Origin of the sequence: Tolypothrix sp. PCC 7712, from assembly GCF_025860405.1 — a bacterium.
Lineage (GTDB): Bacteria > Cyanobacteriota > Cyanobacteriia > Cyanobacteriales > Nostocaceae > Aulosira > Aulosira diplosiphon.
Window position 1 is genome coordinate 880063 of sequence record NZ_CP063785.1, and the last position, 18189, is coordinate 898251.

General features: G+C 41.0%; 7 protein-coding genes. 3 read left to right on the forward strand and 4 right to left on the reverse strand.

What is annotated here, in order from left to right; genetic code table 11:
- Positions 1 to 47: 47 nt before the first annotated feature.
- Positions 48 to 3596 carry an NB-ARC domain-containing protein gene (locus tag HGR01_RS03465; protein ID WP_081584079.1) on the reverse strand — a complete coding sequence of 1183 codons (3549 nt, stop codon included), beginning with the start codon at positions 3594 to 3596 and terminating at the stop codon, positions 48 to 50.
- 552 nt (positions 3597 to 4148) lie between these two features.
- Between HGR01_RS03465 and HGR01_RS03470 the strand changes: the two genes are divergently transcribed.
- Entirely contained in the window at positions 4149 to 10463 is a 6315-nt protein-coding gene (locus HGR01_RS03470; protein WP_045872038.1) for an AAA family ATPase, read from the forward strand.
- 420 nt (positions 10464 to 10883) lie between these two features.
- On the opposite strand, the gene HGR01_RS03475 is transcribed toward HGR01_RS03470, so the two are convergent.
- Positions 10884 to 12227 (reverse strand): cytochrome P450, encoded by a 1344-nt coding sequence (locus HGR01_RS03475; RefSeq protein ID WP_045872039.1) that lies wholly within the window; start codon positions 12225 to 12227, stop codon positions 10884 to 10886.
- A 405-nt stretch (positions 12228 to 12632) separates the two neighbouring features.
- Here HGR01_RS03475 and HGR01_RS03480 point away from each other — a divergent pair, with 405 nt between their 5' ends.
- Complete coding sequence (locus HGR01_RS03480) at positions 12633 to 13334, forward strand: Uma2 family endonuclease (RefSeq protein ID WP_045872040.1); 702 nt, start codon at positions 12633 to 12635, stop codon at positions 13332 to 13334.
- A 327-nt stretch (positions 13335 to 13661) separates the two neighbouring features.
- Here the strand turns inward: HGR01_RS03480 and HGR01_RS03485 are convergent, their stop codons facing one another.
- The gene (locus HGR01_RS03485; RefSeq protein ID WP_045872041.1) at positions 13662 to 16193 is read right to left on the reverse strand and encodes a mannose-1-phosphate guanyltransferase; all 2532 of its coding nucleotides are present in this window, start codon (positions 16191 to 16193) and stop codon (positions 13662 to 13664) included.
- Between the two features lie 442 nt (positions 16194 to 16635).
- Complete coding sequence (gene hisG, locus HGR01_RS03490; protein WP_045872042.1) at positions 16636 to 17280, reverse strand: ATP phosphoribosyltransferase; 645 nt, start codon at positions 17278 to 17280, stop codon at positions 16636 to 16638.
- A gap of 123 nt (positions 17281 to 17403) precedes the next feature.
- Between hisG and rppA the strand changes: the two genes are divergently transcribed.
- Positions 17404 to 18102, forward strand: a complete 699-nt coding sequence (gene rppA / locus HGR01_RS03495) for a two-component system response regulator RppA (RefSeq protein ID WP_045872043.1) — start codon at positions 17404 to 17406, stop codon at positions 18100 to 18102.
- Positions 18103 to 18189 lie beyond the last annotated feature (87 nt).

An 18189-nucleotide genomic window follows, 5' to 3' on the forward strand; every position in this document is an offset into this window, starting at 1 on the left:
CAGCGTTCATCGGCGTTTATCTGCGGTTAAATATCCGTATTTTCTAACTACTCAACTGCGCCGAGAATTTTTAAAGTTGCTTTTTGGGTAGTAGTTAAACCTGTGATACCTTGAATGTTCATTCCTTCATAAGGACGAGGCGATCGCAAAATTTGCAAGCATTCCCCTGTAGCGATATCCCATAGGCGAATTGTCTCATCTTGGGAACCACTGGCTAAAATTGGTCTATGAGGATGAAATGCGATCGCCCAAATCCAATTACTATGTCCTCGCAGTGTTTTTAAACATTCGCCTGTCTGAGTATCCCAAAGCTTGACAGTTTGGTCGTGGCTGACACTAGCAATCATCTCCCCATTGGGACTAAACTTCACATCGGTAACGTTAGCTTCATGTCCCTGGGATGTTTGCCAACTGTTCCCTGTGCTAAGATCCCAAAACTTAATTTTGTATTCTTTATCCCCAGTCACTAAAATTTGACTATTGGGACTGAAAGCAATTGACCCGATAAAACCATATTGTCCTGGTAATACTTGAATCAGTTCCTTTGTATTTGCATCCCATAAATGAATGCTATCTTCACTCATACTAGCTAAAAATTTACCATCAGAACTCCAGGTAACTGAAAATATCCAGCCATTATGTCCTTCTAAAGTTTTGAGACATTGTCCTGTGTTTATATCCCATATTTTGATCATCTTGTCTGCGCCTGCGCTAGCCAGAGTTTGATCGTCGTGGCTATAGGACACTGCAAAGATAAAACTATTATGTTCTGCTAAAATTTTGAGACATTCTCCAGTTTGGACATTCCAAATCCGAATTGTGCTATCTACGCTACTACTTGCCAATGTTTGCCCATCGCTACTGTAAGCTAAAGCCATAACATCGCGAGAATGATCGTACAAACTTTTTAAGCAATTCCCATCTGGAAAATCCCAAAATCTAATTGTATTTCCTGTATTACTAACCAAAGATTGACCATCGGGATGGAAAACTACTGAGCCGATTAAACTGGGATATCCTTGTAAGGTTTTGATGCATCGTCCTGTAGATACTTCCCATAATCTAATACTTTGGTCTTCAGAACCACTAGCAATAATTTTCCCATCGGGACTAAAGTTAACTGACCAAACACGAGTTGTGTGACCTAATAAAGTTTTAATACACTGTCCTGTGTTGACATCCCATAAACTAATTACAGGGGCTTCACCTGCGATCGCCAAAGTTTGCCCATCTGGACTAAAAGCTATTGACCATACGATATCTATATGCGGCCCTTGTAAAGTTTTCTTGCATCTACCCTTATTGACATCCCAAAGTTTTACAGTTTTGTCTTGGCTACCACTGGCCAGAATTTTGCCGTTAGGGCTGAAGCTAACTGACCAAACTGCTTGAGTGTGTCCCTTTAGGGTATGAAGACAATCACCAGTACTCAAATCCCAGAGTTTCACTGTTGCATCTTCACTTCCACTAGCAAGAATTTGCCCATTGGAACTAAAAGCCACCCCACCAATTTTGCTTTCCTGTTGTTCCAGCGTTTTTACACAATCACCAGTACTAATATCCCAAATTTTGATTGTTTGTTCTGTTCGACTACAAGCTAGTAGGGTGCAATCTGGATTAAAGCTGGATAACCAACCGCGTATTTCATCTTGTTGTACAGTATGTAGGCATTGCCCTGTTTCTACATCCCAAAGTTGAATAATGCCGCGATCGCAGCAGCTTGCTATAGTTTTACCATCTGAGGTGAAGTTAATTTGCCAAACCCAGGCAGTATGTCCTTCTAAACTCCGCAGTTGTTGACCATCTTCTAGATTCCACAGGTGTACTCTGCCATGAACATCACCAGATGCTAAAATCTGACCGAGAGGACTGAATTTTACTACGACAATTTTTACCAAAGCCTCATTAAAAGCTGATTTTTTTAAATTGGTATTTTGCAAGTTAACTTGATGCAAATTTACATCTTTGAAGTAAGCTTGCCAAATAGTTAAACCAGAAAAATTCCAGCCTGTAAAATCAATATTTAGCTGACGCAGTAGGTTGATAATATTACCAGCAGCATATCCAGGCTTTGTAGAAAAATTTTCTTGTAAGATGACAATCAGTTCTTTTAGTCGGGTTTCAATTGCTGAGGGAGTTGTGAAACGAGTTTTTAATCGATTCAATATTGGTTCGACAATTACCCACCTTTGACTTTCTCTGACATAATCTTTAGCTGTCGCTGTCATTAAAGCATAGGAATTAAATAATGCAATTTCTCCGGAATTTATTTCACTACATACCTGTTTAATCAATTGGTCTGTGACATACTCCATGACTACAGGTTGTTGAGTATAACTACCTGAGTGTTTTTCAATTAGCGTTCGCCCTTGCAAAGATAACAATACTTCTAGCAATTCCCGCTTCGAGATTCTCGGGACAATATCTGCTTGTAATTCCGTGATGGTTACCCATTCTCGTTTTACGGATAGCCAGTACATCACTTGTTTTTCGTTGGGTGACAAGCGATTAAACTGTTGCTCTAATATTTCTCTAATATCACCAAAAACTACTGGAGCTTGCTGCAGAAATTGTAAAATATTGCCATCAAATAAATATTGAATTGTTGTGGCAACGATTTTTAAAGCTAGGGGATTACCTGTATAGCGCTGAATTAAACTATCACGTTCATCAGTGGCATTGACTAATCCTTTAATGCTGAGAATTTGCTGGGATTCCGCTAAAGACAAACCAGTTAATTGCAGCGATCGCACTGGTAAATTAGCACCTTCTCTAGCTGTAAACCCAATGGGTTTTTCGCGGCTAGTAAATAGCAGACAACTTTGATGGCGTTCATCACCTACCCTGCGTAAAAGCTGCCCATATCCCTCATATCCCGAACGATAGTAACCAGAAGCTTTGCCACTTTCTAAAATTGATTCAGCATTATCTAAAACTATTAGGCAACGTTGAGAACGGAGATATTTCATTAAACAATCAATATGCCCCTCTACAGTTTCTGGAATATTAGCTTCTTGCTGTTGAGAAAGAAATAAAATGATATTTTTCAGCAGAGACATGATCGGTGGCGCATTTCGCAAACTGCGCCAAATTACGTAATCAAAATCATTTTGTAGCTGTTGGGCTAATTTTACAGATAAAGCTGTTTTACCCACTCCTCCCATACCTAGCAAAGCTACTAAACGGCATTTTTCTTGCACAATCCATTGCTGTAGTTGAGCGTGCTCTAGTATGCGTCCATAGAAGATAGAAACATCAATAGCTTCGCCCCAATCTTGTTGTGGGCCAGTTTGAGGGGTTGGTTTCATAGCTACGGAAGATACTTGTAATTCGCTTTGCGGAAGCGTAGTATAACGCCGTCTCAAGACAGATTTGATATTACTTTTATTGACATTCTCTCCCAAGGCTTTAGAGAGAGTTTGCCACAACCTAAAGCCTACATCTCGGATGTAATCATCATCATAACCTGAGCTTTGAGCTATCTCTGCATAAGTGTAACCTTCCCAAGACTGGCGGAGGACTAACTCTTGAATATCACTTAAATGCTTGTGCTGTAACACTAGATCTAAAACTAGCATTGCTTGTTCAAAAGTCAAATCTATGGCTCCCAAAGGCTGTAAGAAATAGATAACCCCAGTTATTGACGATGGGATTTCATTTATAAAGCTGATTTTAAGGCTATTTACTTTTTTCACTGCCTTTATTGGGATTTACCTGATTTTTTCTGATTTTTCCTGACTTTAGGTATAGAATCTGGGTAATAGGGTATAGAAGCTAGGGGGTAGCAGTAGGGAAGGGTCAGTACTCGTAATCATCAGGGTTGGAGCCAAATACCAGGTATCGCTCACCCCAGAAAAATGTGCTGACTCAGGATGATGGCCTAGAGTCGATCGCAACCAAATCATACAAATTCAGTATACAGATCACTACATAGGGGAAGAAATAAAACTAAAATTTAAAACAGTGTAAAAGCTTGAAATTCAATACTTTTGCATTTCATTTAGTGGTATTAGCCCCTACCCTGTATTGTCATTTTTATGCATGATGAGTTTACGCGGTTCATGCTAGTTAGAAAAAGCTAGCTCATGGGAATACTGAGGTTATCAAAGCTATCAAAAATTACAACTTTGCAGATGAGGTAAATACGCATGATTGCAGGGCTGGATTTAGAATGCAGAATTTTAGGATATCGAGTGGTAGAGCAACTGCACTTTAGTTCCAGGACAATTGTCTATCGAGGTATTCGAGTTAACAATCAGCAACCTGTAATCATCAAATATCTCAAATCTAGTTACCCAAGTTTTCACGAACTGTTGCAATTTCGCAATCAATATACAATCGCCAAAAATCTGGACTTCCCTGGTGTAGTACGCCACTACAGTCTGGAAGCATATCGCAATAGCTATATATTAGTGATGGAAGATTTTGGTGGCATTCCGTTACGAGCTTATACCAAAAAACAGCCACTAGAAGTAAGTGAATATTTAGCGATCGCACTACAAATCGTTGAGATTTTACATAATTTACATCAGCATCGAGTTATTCACAAAGACCTCAAACCTGACAATATTTTGATCAATCCTTCCTCTAAAGAAGTAAAGCTGATTGATTTTAGTATTGCTTCGTTGCTACCAAGAGAAACTCAGGAAATTAAAAACCCCAATGTTTTAGAAGGAACCCTCAATTATATTTCTCCAGAGCAAACTGGGCGGATGAATCGCCGGATTGACTATCGCAGTGATTTCTATTCTTTGGGGATTACTTTATTTGAACTCCTGACAGGTGAACTTCCGTTTCAGTCTGATGATCCAATGGAGTTGATTCACTGTCATATTGCGAAAATACCTGCGGTATTGGGGAACGGGGAAAGGGAAGAAAGACCGCAGGTACTTTACGATATTGTGAGTAAGCTGATGGCGAAAAACCCTGAAGACCGCTATCAGAGTGCTTTAGGGTTGAAATTTGATTTAGAAAATTGCTTAGAACAACTGCAGAAAACAGGTAAGGTTGTAGATTTTATCATTGGTAACCGGGATGTATGCGATCGCTTTCTCATCCCAGAAAAACTCTATGGTAGGGAAACCGAAGTTCAGCAGTTGCTAGATGCATTTGAGCGGGTAGCCCACAAAACCAATGCCAGAAGCGAACTGATGTTAGTCGCAGGTTTTTCGGGTATTGGCAAAACTGCGATCGTCAATGAAGTCCACAAGCCGATTTTACGGCAAAGGGGTTATTTCATTAAAGGTAAATTTGATCAGTTCCAACGGAATATTCCCTTTTCGGCATTTGTGCAAGCATTACGCGATTTAATGGCACAATTACTGACAGAAACAGATAGCCAATTAGAGCAATGGCAAACTAAAATTTTGGCGGCATTAGGAGATAATGCACAGGTAATTATTGAGGTGATTCCAGAATTAGAAAAAATTATTGGCAAGCAACCTCCATCAGTAGAACTTTCTTTCGATGCAGCCCAAGTTCGCTTTAATTTATTGTTTCAAAAGTTTATTAGAGTTTTTACTACTCCCAAACATCCCTTAGGAATTTTCTTAGATGATTTGCAATGGGCAGACTCAGCATCGCTTAGACTCATGCGCTTGTTAATAGGTGAAGCAGAAACAGGTTATTTGCTATTAATTGGTGCTTACCGCAATAACGAAGTCTCAACTGCTCATCCACTGATGTTGGTTTTAGATGAGATTCACAACTCTCCGGCAATTGTTAACACTATTACCTTGTCACCTTTGCAATTATGCGATTTAAATCATTTGATTGCTGATACCCTCAGTTGTCCTGATGGAATTGCCGCACATCTAGCAGAGTTAGTTTACCAAAAAACCAAAGGAAATCCTTTTTTTGTTAAACAATTTCTCAAAGCATTATATGTAGATAAATTGATTAACTTTAATATTAATACTGGTTGCTGGCAAGGTAATATCGCCGAAATTAGAGAATCAGCCTTGACTGATGATGTTGTTGAATTTATGGCACAGCAGATTCAGAAATTACCCGCAGCTACCCAAACAGTTTTAAAACTGGCTGCTTGTATTGGTAATGATTTTGATTTATCCACCTTGGCAATTGTTTATGAAAAATCTGAATCAGAAACAGCCGCAGATTTATGGCAAGCACTGCAAGCAGGGTTAATTTTACCTACTAATGAAGTTTATAAATTTTTTCAAGACTGCGATTGTCAAAATGCAACATGTCCATTACCCATGAGCGGTAATCCATTAGCCCATTACAAATTTTTGCACGATCGCGTCCAGCAAGCAGCTTATTCTCTAATTCCCGAACCACAAAAACAACTGACTCACTTCCACATTGGTAAACTACTACTAAATAAAACTTCTGTTGCAGAACAAGAGGAAAAATTATTTGAGATTGTTAACCAATTTAATATTGGTAAAAATTGGATTGGTCAAGATATTCACTATACCCAACTAGCTCAACTTAACTTAAAAGCTGGCAAAAAAGCGAGAACCGCCACTGCCCATACAGTAGCTTTAGAATATTTCACTACAGGGATTAACTTATTGCCCAAAAATCAATGGCAAACCCAGTATGAATTAACTTTAGCACTGTATACAGCAGCTACCGAAGCCGCGTATCTAAGTAGTAACTTAGAGCAAATGACTAATTTGGCAGATGTAATTTTAGCAAGTGCTAACAGTTTATTAGATAAAATCAAAGCCTATGAAATTCAAATTCAAGTACTACAAGCCCAGAACCAACCCTTAGCAGCAGTAAAAATTTCCCTGAAAATTCTTGGACTTTTGGGCATCAATTTTCCAGAACAACCTAGTGAATTAGATATTGCACAAGCACTGCATCAAACAAAAAAAATTTTAGCAGGTAGACAACCATTAGATTTAGTCAATCTGCCCCAAATGACAGAACCAGAAAAATTAGCTGCCATCAAAATCATGGCGGCGGTTTCTTCTTCTACTTATATTGCAGTGCCGCAATTATTTCCGTTAATTATTTTAGAGCAAGTTAACTTATCAATTACCTACGGTAATACGCCATTTTCTCCTTACAGCTATGGCTGTTATGGGCAGTTATTATGTGGAGTCCAAGGAGATATTGACTCGGGCTATCAATTTGGCAAACTAGCACTGAAATTACTCGAAAACTCCCATATCAAAGAACAAACAGCTAGAACCTATGGAGAAGTTTGTCTGGGTACATTACATTGGCAAGAACCTGTAATCAACAGCTTACCATTACTAAAAGCAGGCTACCAAAGTGGTTTAGAAACTGGCGATTTAGTCTGGACTAGTATTTGCGGCATTATTTACATTATGCATTCTTGGCTAGCAGGTCAAGAGTTGAACGATATCAACCGAGATGCTACTGCTTTTTGTACCCAGTTAACTCAGCTCCAGCAAGCAGCACTAGTCAATCAAATTGCAATTTTTCAGCAAAGCATTGTCAATTTATTAGGAGATAATACTGAAGTTTGGCGATTTGAGGGCGATGCTTTTCATGAAGCTCAAATGTTACCAATTCTGGAACAGGGAGGTGATCAAACAGCCCTGTGCTATTTCCATTACCAAAAACTTTTTCTGTATTATTTATCTGAGGAGTTTCAGTCAGCAGTAAACGCTGCGATCGCTACAGAAAATTACTTGGGTGCAGCTACCGGATTGTTTATCGTTCCTAGCTTCTATACCTACGATTCCCTGGCACATCTAGCAATTTATCCGCAAGTTTCTGCAGCAGAAAAACAACGCATTGAACAGCGAGTCAAAAGCAACCAAGAAAAAATGCAGAAATGGGCTAATTCATCCCCAGGAAATCATCTGCATAAATTTTATTTAGTGGAAGCAGAACGCCAGCGCGTTTTACATAACAAAGCTGCAGCTATTGAATTATATGATTTGGCAATTTCCACAGCCAAAGTCAATAATTATCCCCACGAAGAAGCCCTAGCCAACGAACTTGCTGCTAAATTCTATTTAGCATGGGGGAAAAATAACATTGTTCAAGAATATTTATTAAGCGCTTACTATGGTTATGCGCGTTGGGGTGCAACTGCCAAAGTTAAACAACTGGAACAAAACTATCCGCATTTTCTGATTCCCATTTTGCAACCAGACAGCATCAATTTTTCATCTGATGTCACGATTCCATTAGCAGAAATGGTATCTTATTCAAATGACAGTCATCATACAAAATATAGTAGCAATAGCGTATCTGCTGCCTTAGATTTAGCCACTGTCTTGAAATCTTTTCAGATGTTAGCAAGTGAAATTCATCTGAACAAATTGCTCTCTACATTATTGCAAGTAGTATTAGAAAATGCTGGGGCAGATAAATGTGTTTTATTACTACAAAAACATGGCAAGCTCACTATTGAAGCCACAATTGCATTGGGACAACAATCAGCAGTCCTGCAATCACTTCCCCTAGAAAACAGTCAAGAAGTACCCGTGGGCTTGATTAATACTGTCAAAAGAACCTTGACAGCTGCAGTATTAATTGATGCCATCACTCATCCTTTATTAACAGCCGATCCCTATATTTTCCGTTACCAGCCCAAGAGCATATTATGTACGCCAATTATGTATCAGGGTAAACTTTTAGGGATTTTATATTTAGAAAATAAAGAAGCCACAGCCGCCTTTACTAGCGATCGCGTGGAACTCCTAAATTTACTTTGTACTCAAGCGGCGATTTCCTTAGAAAATGCCCACCTTTATCAACAAGCTCAACTTTACAGCCAGCAGTTAGAGCAATTCCTCGATGAACTCAAAGCAAGTGATACCCGCTTCCAGAACCTTGCAAATAACATCCCGGGGATGATTTACCAGTTTCATTTAGCAGCTGATGGTTCTACATCTACGCCCTATGTCAGTTCTGGCTGCTACGAAATCTATGAGGTGTCAGCAGAGGATGTGATGTCAGGTAAAGAAAACCTGTATAAAATGAATTATCCTGACGATATGGCACAGGTTGCCGAATTAATAACTCATTCTGCCCAAAATTTAACGCCATTTCAACATGAATGGCGGATTATCACACCTTCTGGTATCATCAAATGGATTCAATCTGCGGCGCAACCCCAGCAGCAACCTGATGGCTCAATTATGTGGGATGGGATTGTGATCGATGTTAGCGATCGCCATTTAGCTGAAGAAAAAATCCGCGCCCAAGAACAATTTCTCCGCAGTATCTACGATGGTGTGGATCATCCGATTTTTGTCATTAATGTCACACCAGAACAGGAATTTTTCTATGCAAGTTGGAACCCAGCCGCAGCCAGGATTGCAGGTGTAGTAGCAGCGGAAGTGATCGGCAAAACTCCCGAACAAATTCATGGTGAGGTAGAAGGCGCTGCAGTGAGACAACATTTTATCAGTTGTATTAAAGCAGGAACTAGCATCGCCGTTGAGCAATGTCTTACCTTTGATAACGAAATAACTTGGTGGCTGACAACCTTTAATCCCCTGCGCGATCGCACCGGAAGAATCCATCAATTAATTGGCACAGCGATTAATATTAGCGCCCAGCAAGCTGCACTTCGTGAACGCAAACGAGCTGAAGCCCAAGCACAGCAAAAAGCCCAAGAATTAGAAACAGCCTTGCAAGATTTGCAACAAACCCAACTACAAATGGTGCAAAGTGAGAAAATGTCTGCCTTGGGAAACCTGATAGCGGGTGTTGCTCATGAAATTAATAATCCGGTGGGATTTATCGTCGGTAACTTGCAACCTGCGCGAGATTACATTAACGATGTGTTAGGAATACTCGATTTGTATCAGCAGCAATTTCCCGATCCTGGTGCAGTCATTACCGATGAAATAGAAGCCATTGATTTGGAATATATACGTGAAGACTTACCCAAACTCATTGACTCCATGAAACTTGGTGTCGATCGCATCCGCAATATAAGCATCAGCCTGCGAAACTTTTCTCGCGCCGATAAAGATTACAAAATTCCCTTTAATCTTCACGAAGGTCTCAACAGTACAATTTTAATTCTCAAACATCGCCTCAAAGCTAACGAAAGCCGAACTGCAATTGAAGTAATCACAAATTACGGCAATTTACCCGAAGTCGAATGTTTTCCCGGACAACTCAACCAAGTGTTTATGAACATTTTGGCAAATGCCATTGATAGTTTAGAAGAATTTAACCAGCAACGCGCCCAAGGTGAATTTCGCCCCCATTCTCACCAAATCACCATTAAAACTGCATATATTCCCCAGAGTGATAGTGAATCTACTCCCCATGTGATCATTCGCATCAAAGACAACGGTACAGGAATGACACCAGAAGTCAAAGCCAAAGTCTTTGATCACCTATTTACTACCAAAGCCGTTGGTAAAGGCACAGGTTTAGGATTAGCGATCGCCCGCCAAATCGTCGTAGAACGACATGAAGGTACAATCAGCGTAGATTCTGTTCTCGGAGAAGGTACAGAATTTACCATCAAGCTGCCTGTAAATGCCTCTTAATTTTGTCATTTGTCATTTGTCATTTGTCATTTGTCATTTGTCATTTGTCATTTGTCATTTGTCATTTGTCATTTGTCATTTGTCATTTGTCATTTGTCATTTGTCATTTGTCATTTGTCATTTGTCATTTGTCATTTGTCATTTGTCATTTGTCATTTGTCATTTGTCATTTGTCATTTGTCATTTGTCATTTGTCATTTGTCATTTGTCATTTGTCATTTGTCATTTGTCATTTGTCATTTGTCATTTGTCATTTGTCATTTGTCATTTGGTATTTGTCATTTGGTATTTGTCATTTGTCATTTGGTATTGTCTCCCTCATCCCCCTCATCTCCCAGTCCCCAATCCCTAATCCCCAGTCCCCAGTCCCCATTACCCCTTATCCCCAGAGGGGGCCCCGAGTTCCCCAATCCCTAATCCCTAATCCCCAGTCCCCTTCACCTGCACTTTAATCCCATATTCAGGGCGCAGGGTAATTGAAGGCTGGGGTACAATCGGGAATCCTGGTTCTATTTCTATTTGGAAGCGTTGGGCAATGGTCGCTAATAATAAAGCTGCTTCCATCATTGCAAAGCCTTTACCAATACAAATCCGAGGCCCATCACCAAAAGGAATATATACGCCTTTAGTTAATTGCTTTTCAAATTCTTCTGTCCAGCGCTCTGGTAGAAACTCTTCAGCACGATCAAAATATTTGGGATGGCGATGCATTACCCACTGACTAATCATGATGACTGTGCCTTTGGGGATTTCGTAATCACCAATTGTCGTATCTTCCGATGCTTCTCTCCCTAGTAGCGCTACAGGAGGATACAACCGCATGGATTCTTTAATCACTTGTTGGGTATAGGTTAAGCGCGGTAGATCTGCGGTTGTGACTAATTTTCCTTGCAGGACTGCTTTTAATTCTGCAGAGAGTTTCTCTTGTACTTCGGGATGTTGAGAAATGAGCATCCATGTCCAAGATAAAGCGTTAGCAGTGGTTTCATGACCTGCGAGCATCAAAGTGGCTACTTCATCTCGCAGCAGCTTATCATCCATTTGCTGCTGAGTTTCCTCGTCTCGCGCTTCCATCAGCATCGAGAGTAAATCATTGCTTTTTTCGCTACTATTACGGCGATCGCGAATTAACTGATAGATAGCCTCATCCATTGCTGCTACAGCATGACGATAGCGAATATTTTCCGGTCTGGGAAACCATTCCCATGATAAGAAGTTCTGTTTTCGCTTGCTTTCAAACCAGTGCATTGTCACATCTAAAGCATTGGCAACTACTTTGGCTTCCCCAGCATCAACATCAGTATCAAAAATACATTTCATCACAATCGCCAGGGTGAGGCGCATCATATCTGCATGGATGTCATGAATTTCACCATCTTGCCAGGTTTGCAACATTCGGTCAGTGTACTTCACCATGATGTCACCATAGTTATTAATTCGCCTTTGGTGAAATACAGGTTGAGCTAGGCGACGTTGCCATAACCAAGATTCGCCTTCCGCAGTTAATAAACCTTCACCTAAGAGGGTTTTTAACACCCGAAATCCCGGACTTTTAATAAAACTCTCGCGATTTTTGAGAACTTCTTCAATATATTCAGGATTAGTTAATAAACAAGTTGGTGTTAATCCTAAACGTAAAGGAACAATGTCACCATAATCACGACAACTAGTGAGAAATGCTAATGGATCTTGCCCCAATTCGACTAAATGCCCCACGATAGAGTTAATTGGTGGTGCAGGTAAATCAAATATATCTTTTGACATAGTAAAAATTCTCAGCGCTTATTTGTGCTTAAAAAAGCTTATTTTCTCAGAATATTTAATTCCTCCTCAAAAAGATAGATTTATATTCAGTAATAAGTAAGAGATTTATATTCAATAGTTCACGTAGGATGCGTTAGCGATAGCGTAACGCATCCGTAACTGAGATTTTTCAGCCATCAAATCGGATTCCTAGAGATAACAGGTGATTAAATACATCAGACTTCTGGCACAAGTCGGAAAAAGGAGGAACGGTTTGGTATTTTTCCTTTCCCCTTTCACCTTTTGCCTTTGCCCACCTATTGCCTACTTGGTGCGATCGCCTGATCGCCTGATAGCTTGGCGGTTCTCCAGTGCCATGCTAGGGTATTTGTACAGCAATGTCTGTTTCCTCAAGGGTAAAAGCTTATGGTTCAGTTACAGCCATCCTCTCAGTCAGAGGTGATTTACCCCGACAGCGATGGTAAACCGATGGCGGATAACACTAAGCAGTTTCGTTGGATTGTCACAATTAAAGAAAATCTGGAATGGTTATTTGCTGATGATCCTAATGTGTTCATCGCTGGAGATTTACTGTGGTATCCGCTTGAGGGGAATAATAAGACTTGTCAAGCTCCTGACGCGATGGTAGTGGTTGGTAGACCAAAGGGAGACAGAGGTTCTTATAAACAGTGGCTAGAAGATAATATTCCACCACAAGTAGTTTTTGAAATTCTCTCCCCAGGAAATACCAAAGCAGAGATGAACAGAAAGCTGCTGTTTTATGACCGTTTTGGTGTAGAAGAATACTACTTGTACGACCACGATCGCAATGAGTTGAGTGGGTGGTTGCGAACGGAAGGCTTTTTGGATGTAATTGACCCCATCGATCAGTGGATTAGTCCGAGGTTGAAAATTCGTTTTCAGCTAGCCAATCCACAATTGCAAATTTTCTACCCAGATAACAAGCCGTTTTTAACTCACACAGAAATTGCTCAACAGGCACAAGATGCTGAAGCTAGGGCCCAAGAGGCAGAGCAACGAGCCGAACAAGCTGAAGCACGAGCCGCAAGGCTGGCGGAACGATTGCGCGCAATGGGTATTGACTTAGATGATGAGCGATCGCCCTAAATTATAACTCAGCATATTAACTGAAGTTATGAGCAATAAAAACTACATTAACTTTTCGTAGGAGATATTGCCCATAACTTAGGATTATATTTGGGAACTTCAGTCCCCTTTTTAGAAGGTGTTGGGTAATTGATCAATGTTGAGATGAAACGTAAAAGTCCACAGTTAACTTACAGCAGTTTTCATGTATTTAGACCACAGGCTGATATCTGTATTTCTTTGTTACTTTGCGCCTTTGCGCCTTTGCGTGAGATATAAAATTGTGGTTCATTTACCTGAAAATAGCTGTAAGCTGGGATAGTTGACTGTGGACTTTTGGGCATGAACTTATTGAACTTCTGCAGGATGTAGTTCTTGTTGCCTTTCCACAAAGGTTTGTACACGGGTGCGGTAGTTTCTTAAGTTTTCATCTACCCAATCGCGTTCGTTACTGTTAGCAAACAAATGTACTACTGGTTCACTAGCATCGGGTAAAACTAACAGCCAACTGTCATCATGAGGCTGACCGATTTTTACTCCATCGATTAATTCTAAATTTTGGGCAGGGTGAGTTTCGACTAAATAACGCATCAGTGCGCCTTTAGCACTCCAAGGACAGCGGACAGTATGTTTTCTGTGAATCACACGAGGTAATTCAGCCCGGACAGTCGCAAGCGATCGCTCTTGAATTGTTAGCATTTCAATTAGCTTGGCAATACAGAACATGGCATCAAATCCCGGATGCAGTTGTGGGAAGATAAAACCTGTATCCCCGCTCCCAGCTAATACAACATTGGGGTATTTCTGCGAAGCTTCCATTAAAGCTGTGGGGTTGGCTTTAGTGCGGATGACTTTACCATCGTGGCGACGGGCGACTTGTTCTACCGCACTAGAAGCATGAACTGGTACAACTACCGTTCCTCTAGGGTTAGAAGTTAAAATCATATCCACCATTAAGGCGGTTAACATTTCCCCGCGAATTGGTATCCCAGATTCATCTACTAAAATCATCTGTTCGCCATTAGCAGAGACTTGAACACCAAAGTTTGCCTTTAAAGCCTCAACTACATGGCCTAGCTGAGTTAACAAGGCTTCTCGTTCGGTTGTGGAAATAGCATGTTTATTCAGACTAGCGTTTAAAACTACGGCATCTGCACCAAATTGATCTAACATTTGGGGTAAAACTGCCCCAGTCACAGAATAAACATAGTCAATTACTACCTTGGCGCGACTGTTGCGGAGAGTTGCGACATGCAGCAGTTTCTCAAAAGCCGTGCAGTAAAGGTCATTAACTTGGCTAGGATAGGCGACATCACCAATTTCGTGTAATTGCGCCCGCCGCATATCTTCTTTAAAGAAAGCCCCCTCAATTTTCTTTTCTTGGGCTTTGGAGATATTAATTCCCTTGTTATCCATGAATTCAATCAGGATATAGTCAGGGCGATCGGGGTGTACCCGCACATGAATCCCACCTACTACCGACATTGTGGGTATAACTGTCCGGGCTATAGGCACAGCTGTCGCATCAAGGTTTTGAATATCAGTCCCCACTGACATTAAACCCGCAATGAGCGATCGCGTTACCATGCGCGAAACATTTCGCTGATCGCGGGAAACTGTTACCCGCGAACCTGGTTTCAATGTGGAACCATAAGCGGCTCCCAACTTCACCGCAAATTCTGGGGTAATATCGACATTAGCTAACCCTTGTACGCCGCGTTGTCCAAATAAATTCCTTTGGGCAGTATTTCCCCAAATCAAGTTGATGTTTAAAATAGCACCAGATTCAATTTTTTTACTCGGCCAAACTCTCACTCCCGGGCTAATTTGCGCTTCTTCACCCACCGTAGAAAGCGAACCGACTACAGAAGCTTCTAATACATGAGCGCGGCGGTCTACACGAGTACCACGGGAAATTACACAAGCTGAAAGTTGTGCTTCTTCCCCAATAATCGCACCATTCCACACAATCGGGCGCTTCAAATTCGCATCAGCGCCAATAGTCACATTATCGCCAATAACAGTTCCCGCCTCAATTTGTACCCTAGAACCAATCCGGCAATTGTCACCAATGACAGCAGGACTTTCAATGGTAGCAGAAGGATCAATATAAGTATTTTGACCCTTCCAAATACCCTGAGAAATCTCTGTATAAGCAAAGTCAAGTTTTACCTTGCCATACAAAGCATCATACTGAGCTTCACGATAGGCATCCAAATGTCCGACATCACACCAATAACCTTGAGCAATGTAGCCATACATTGGCTCATTTTTTGCCAGTAATAAGGGGAATAAATCTTTGGAAAAGTCCGATTCTGTGTTATCTGGCAGATATTCCAAAACTTCTGGTTCCAGAATATAAGTACCAGTGTTGACAGTATCAGAGAAAATTTCACTAGTAGAGGGTTTTTCTAAAAATCGATTAATCTTGCCATCTTCATCAGTAATCACCACCCCAAATTCAATGGGGTTGGGGACACGAGTCAAAATCAGAGTGGCTTTTGATTTTTTTTGTTTATGAAATTCAATTGCTGCTGTTAAATCAAAATCTGTGATGCTATCGCCGCTAATTACGAGAAAAGTTTCATCTAGGAGTTCGGCAATATTTTTTACACAGCCTGCCGTTCCCAGAGGTTGGTCTTCTTCCACAGCATAAGTCATCTGCACGCCAAAATCGCTACCATCTTGAAAGTAGTCTCGCAGAACATCAGGCAGATAATGTAATGTTGCAATCACTTCTGTGACTTGATGTCGTTTGAGGAGATTGATGATATGTTCAGCAATTGGCCGATTTAAAATCGGTACCATCGGTTTGGGCAAATCGCAGGTTAACGGACGAAGCCGCGTTCCCGAACCGCCTGCCATCAGCACTGCACGCATAAATCCTCCTTAACTATTAGCAGCATTTGCTGCGTCAAGACCCGCATATACGTTGTATTTTTCTTTCTCTAGTCTCCTATGGATCTTGATATTTGAGTAACTCCCGCGAGATGCATCTGTGGGGGGGTTGGGGATGAGGGAGATGAGGAAGCAGGGGAGACAAGGAGCAATTAGTTACCCATGCCCAATGCCCAATGCCCCATGCCCAGTCCCTTACGCTACATCATTCAAGGGAAGTTGCGGGATTTGATTGTAAACTTCTAGATTTTCTGCCAAAGCTTGGTGTAAATCATATTGAGTTTGTGAATTTAGCCAAAACTGAGCGCTGTTGCCAAAATAGCGTGATAAGCTATTTGGCTTTTAATTTGCACAATCTATTGTGAGGGCTGTTAACCGTTGACAGTCAACAGTCAACAGTCAACAGTCAACAGTCAACAGTCCCTTAGACTGTACTGAGAATGTGCGATCGCAGTTTTTCTACTAATTGATGTAAATTACCTGTATTCAGGCGATAGCTTAAGGGATGGGCAATTAATCTGGCTGTACTTTCATACAAAGTTGTAATCTCAACTAAACCGTTTTCTCGCAAAGTTCTTCCGGTAGAAACTAAATCTACAATCGCTTCCGACATTCCAGTAATCGGCCCTAGCTCCACGGAACCATACAACGGTACGATTTCTACTGGTAAATCCAAACTTTGAAAATATTCACGCGCGCAATTGACATACTTAGAAGCCACTCGACCGTGCGCGGGTAAATCTAAAGGCGATTTATAAGGACTGGATGCTTTGACTGCTACTGACATCCGACAATGTCCAAAATGCAAATCTACCAATTGTGCAACTTGTGGTTGCTTTTCTCGCAGCACATCATAACCAATAATACCCACTTGTGCCTGACCATATTCCACATAAACAGGTACATCCTGGCCCCTAACTAGCAATCCTTTCGCTTGTCCACTAGCATCAACAATTTGCAGTTGGCGATTTCCTGAATCTAAAAAAGCGCTAAAATCCAAACCTACAGATTGCAGTAGGTGGATGCTATTTTTAAGTAATTCCCCTTTTGGCAACGCAACAGTCAGCATTATTGTCCTTAATATCTTGAGATACGGACACTTTGCAGTTTTGGCAAAATCCCATCAGCAAGTGTCCTTGTCTTGGTAGTTTATTACTATTGAGAATATCTCGATATGCTCACCACAAGCAGCATGAGAATTTTATTAGTTGATGACGAAACAGAACTAACTGACCCCCTAAGCCGCCTCTTAACCCGTGAGGGTTATAGCGTAGATGCTGCTTATGAAGGAACAAGTGGTAGTCAATTAGCACAAGCAAGCAATTATGACTTACTGATTTTAGATTGGATGCTACCAGGAAAAACGGGGTTAGAAATTTGTCAGGAATTACGCCGTCAAGGTAAAACCACTCCTGTACTATTTCTCACAGCTAAAGATACTCTAGATGACCGTGTTGCAGGTTTAGATGCGGGTGCAGATGACTATTTAGTTAAACCCTTTGAATTGCGGGAACTCTTAGCCAGAGTCCGTGCTTTGTTGCGTCGTTCTGGTGTGGAGACTTACAACACCCCTACAGGACGCTTAGTTGTAGCTGATTTAGAACTCGATGTTGACAACCAATTAGCTTACCGTCAAGAACGAGTAATTGAACTCTCCCAAAAAGAAAGCCAATTGCTGCAGTATTTTATGGAACACAGCGGCCAATTGCTAACTCATGGGCAGATTATGCAACATCTTTGGCCAGATGACGAACAACCAAGTAGTAACGTGATAGCCGCATTAATTCGGCTACTACGGCGCAAAATAGAAGTAGCTGGTGAAAGTCAGTTAATTCACACTGTTTATGGTAAAGGCTATCGCTTTGGTACTACTTCAGGAGAAGGTATTTAAGGGACTCCCTATCAAGAAGCAGGGGGATGAAGAGGACAAGGGGAAATCAACATTACCCATTACCCATTACCCAATGACAACAAAACA

Bases quoted from the DNA above. Each gene is read 5' to 3' on its own strand.
- HGR01_RS03475 (WP_045872039.1), bottom strand. From the start codon at position 12,227: ATGTCAAAAGATATATTTGATTTACCTGCACCACCAATTAACTCTATC.
- rppA (WP_045872043.1), top strand. From the start codon at position 17,404: ATGAGAATTTTATTAGTTGATGACGAAACAGAACTAACTGACCCCCTA.
- hisG (WP_045872042.1), bottom strand. From the start codon at position 17,280: ATGCTGACTGTTGCGTTGCCAAAAGGGGAATTACTTAAAAATAGCATC.
- HGR01_RS03470 (WP_045872038.1), top strand. From the start codon at position 4,149: ATGATTGCAGGGCTGGATTTAGAATGCAGAATTTTAGGATATCGAGTG.
- HGR01_RS03480 (WP_045872040.1), top strand. From the start codon at position 12,633: ATGGTTCAGTTACAGCCATCCTCTCAGTCAGAGGTGATTTACCCCGAC.
- HGR01_RS03485 (WP_045872041.1), bottom strand. From the start codon at position 16,193: ATGCGTGCAGTGCTGATGGCAGGCGGTTCGGGAACGCGGCTTCGTCCG.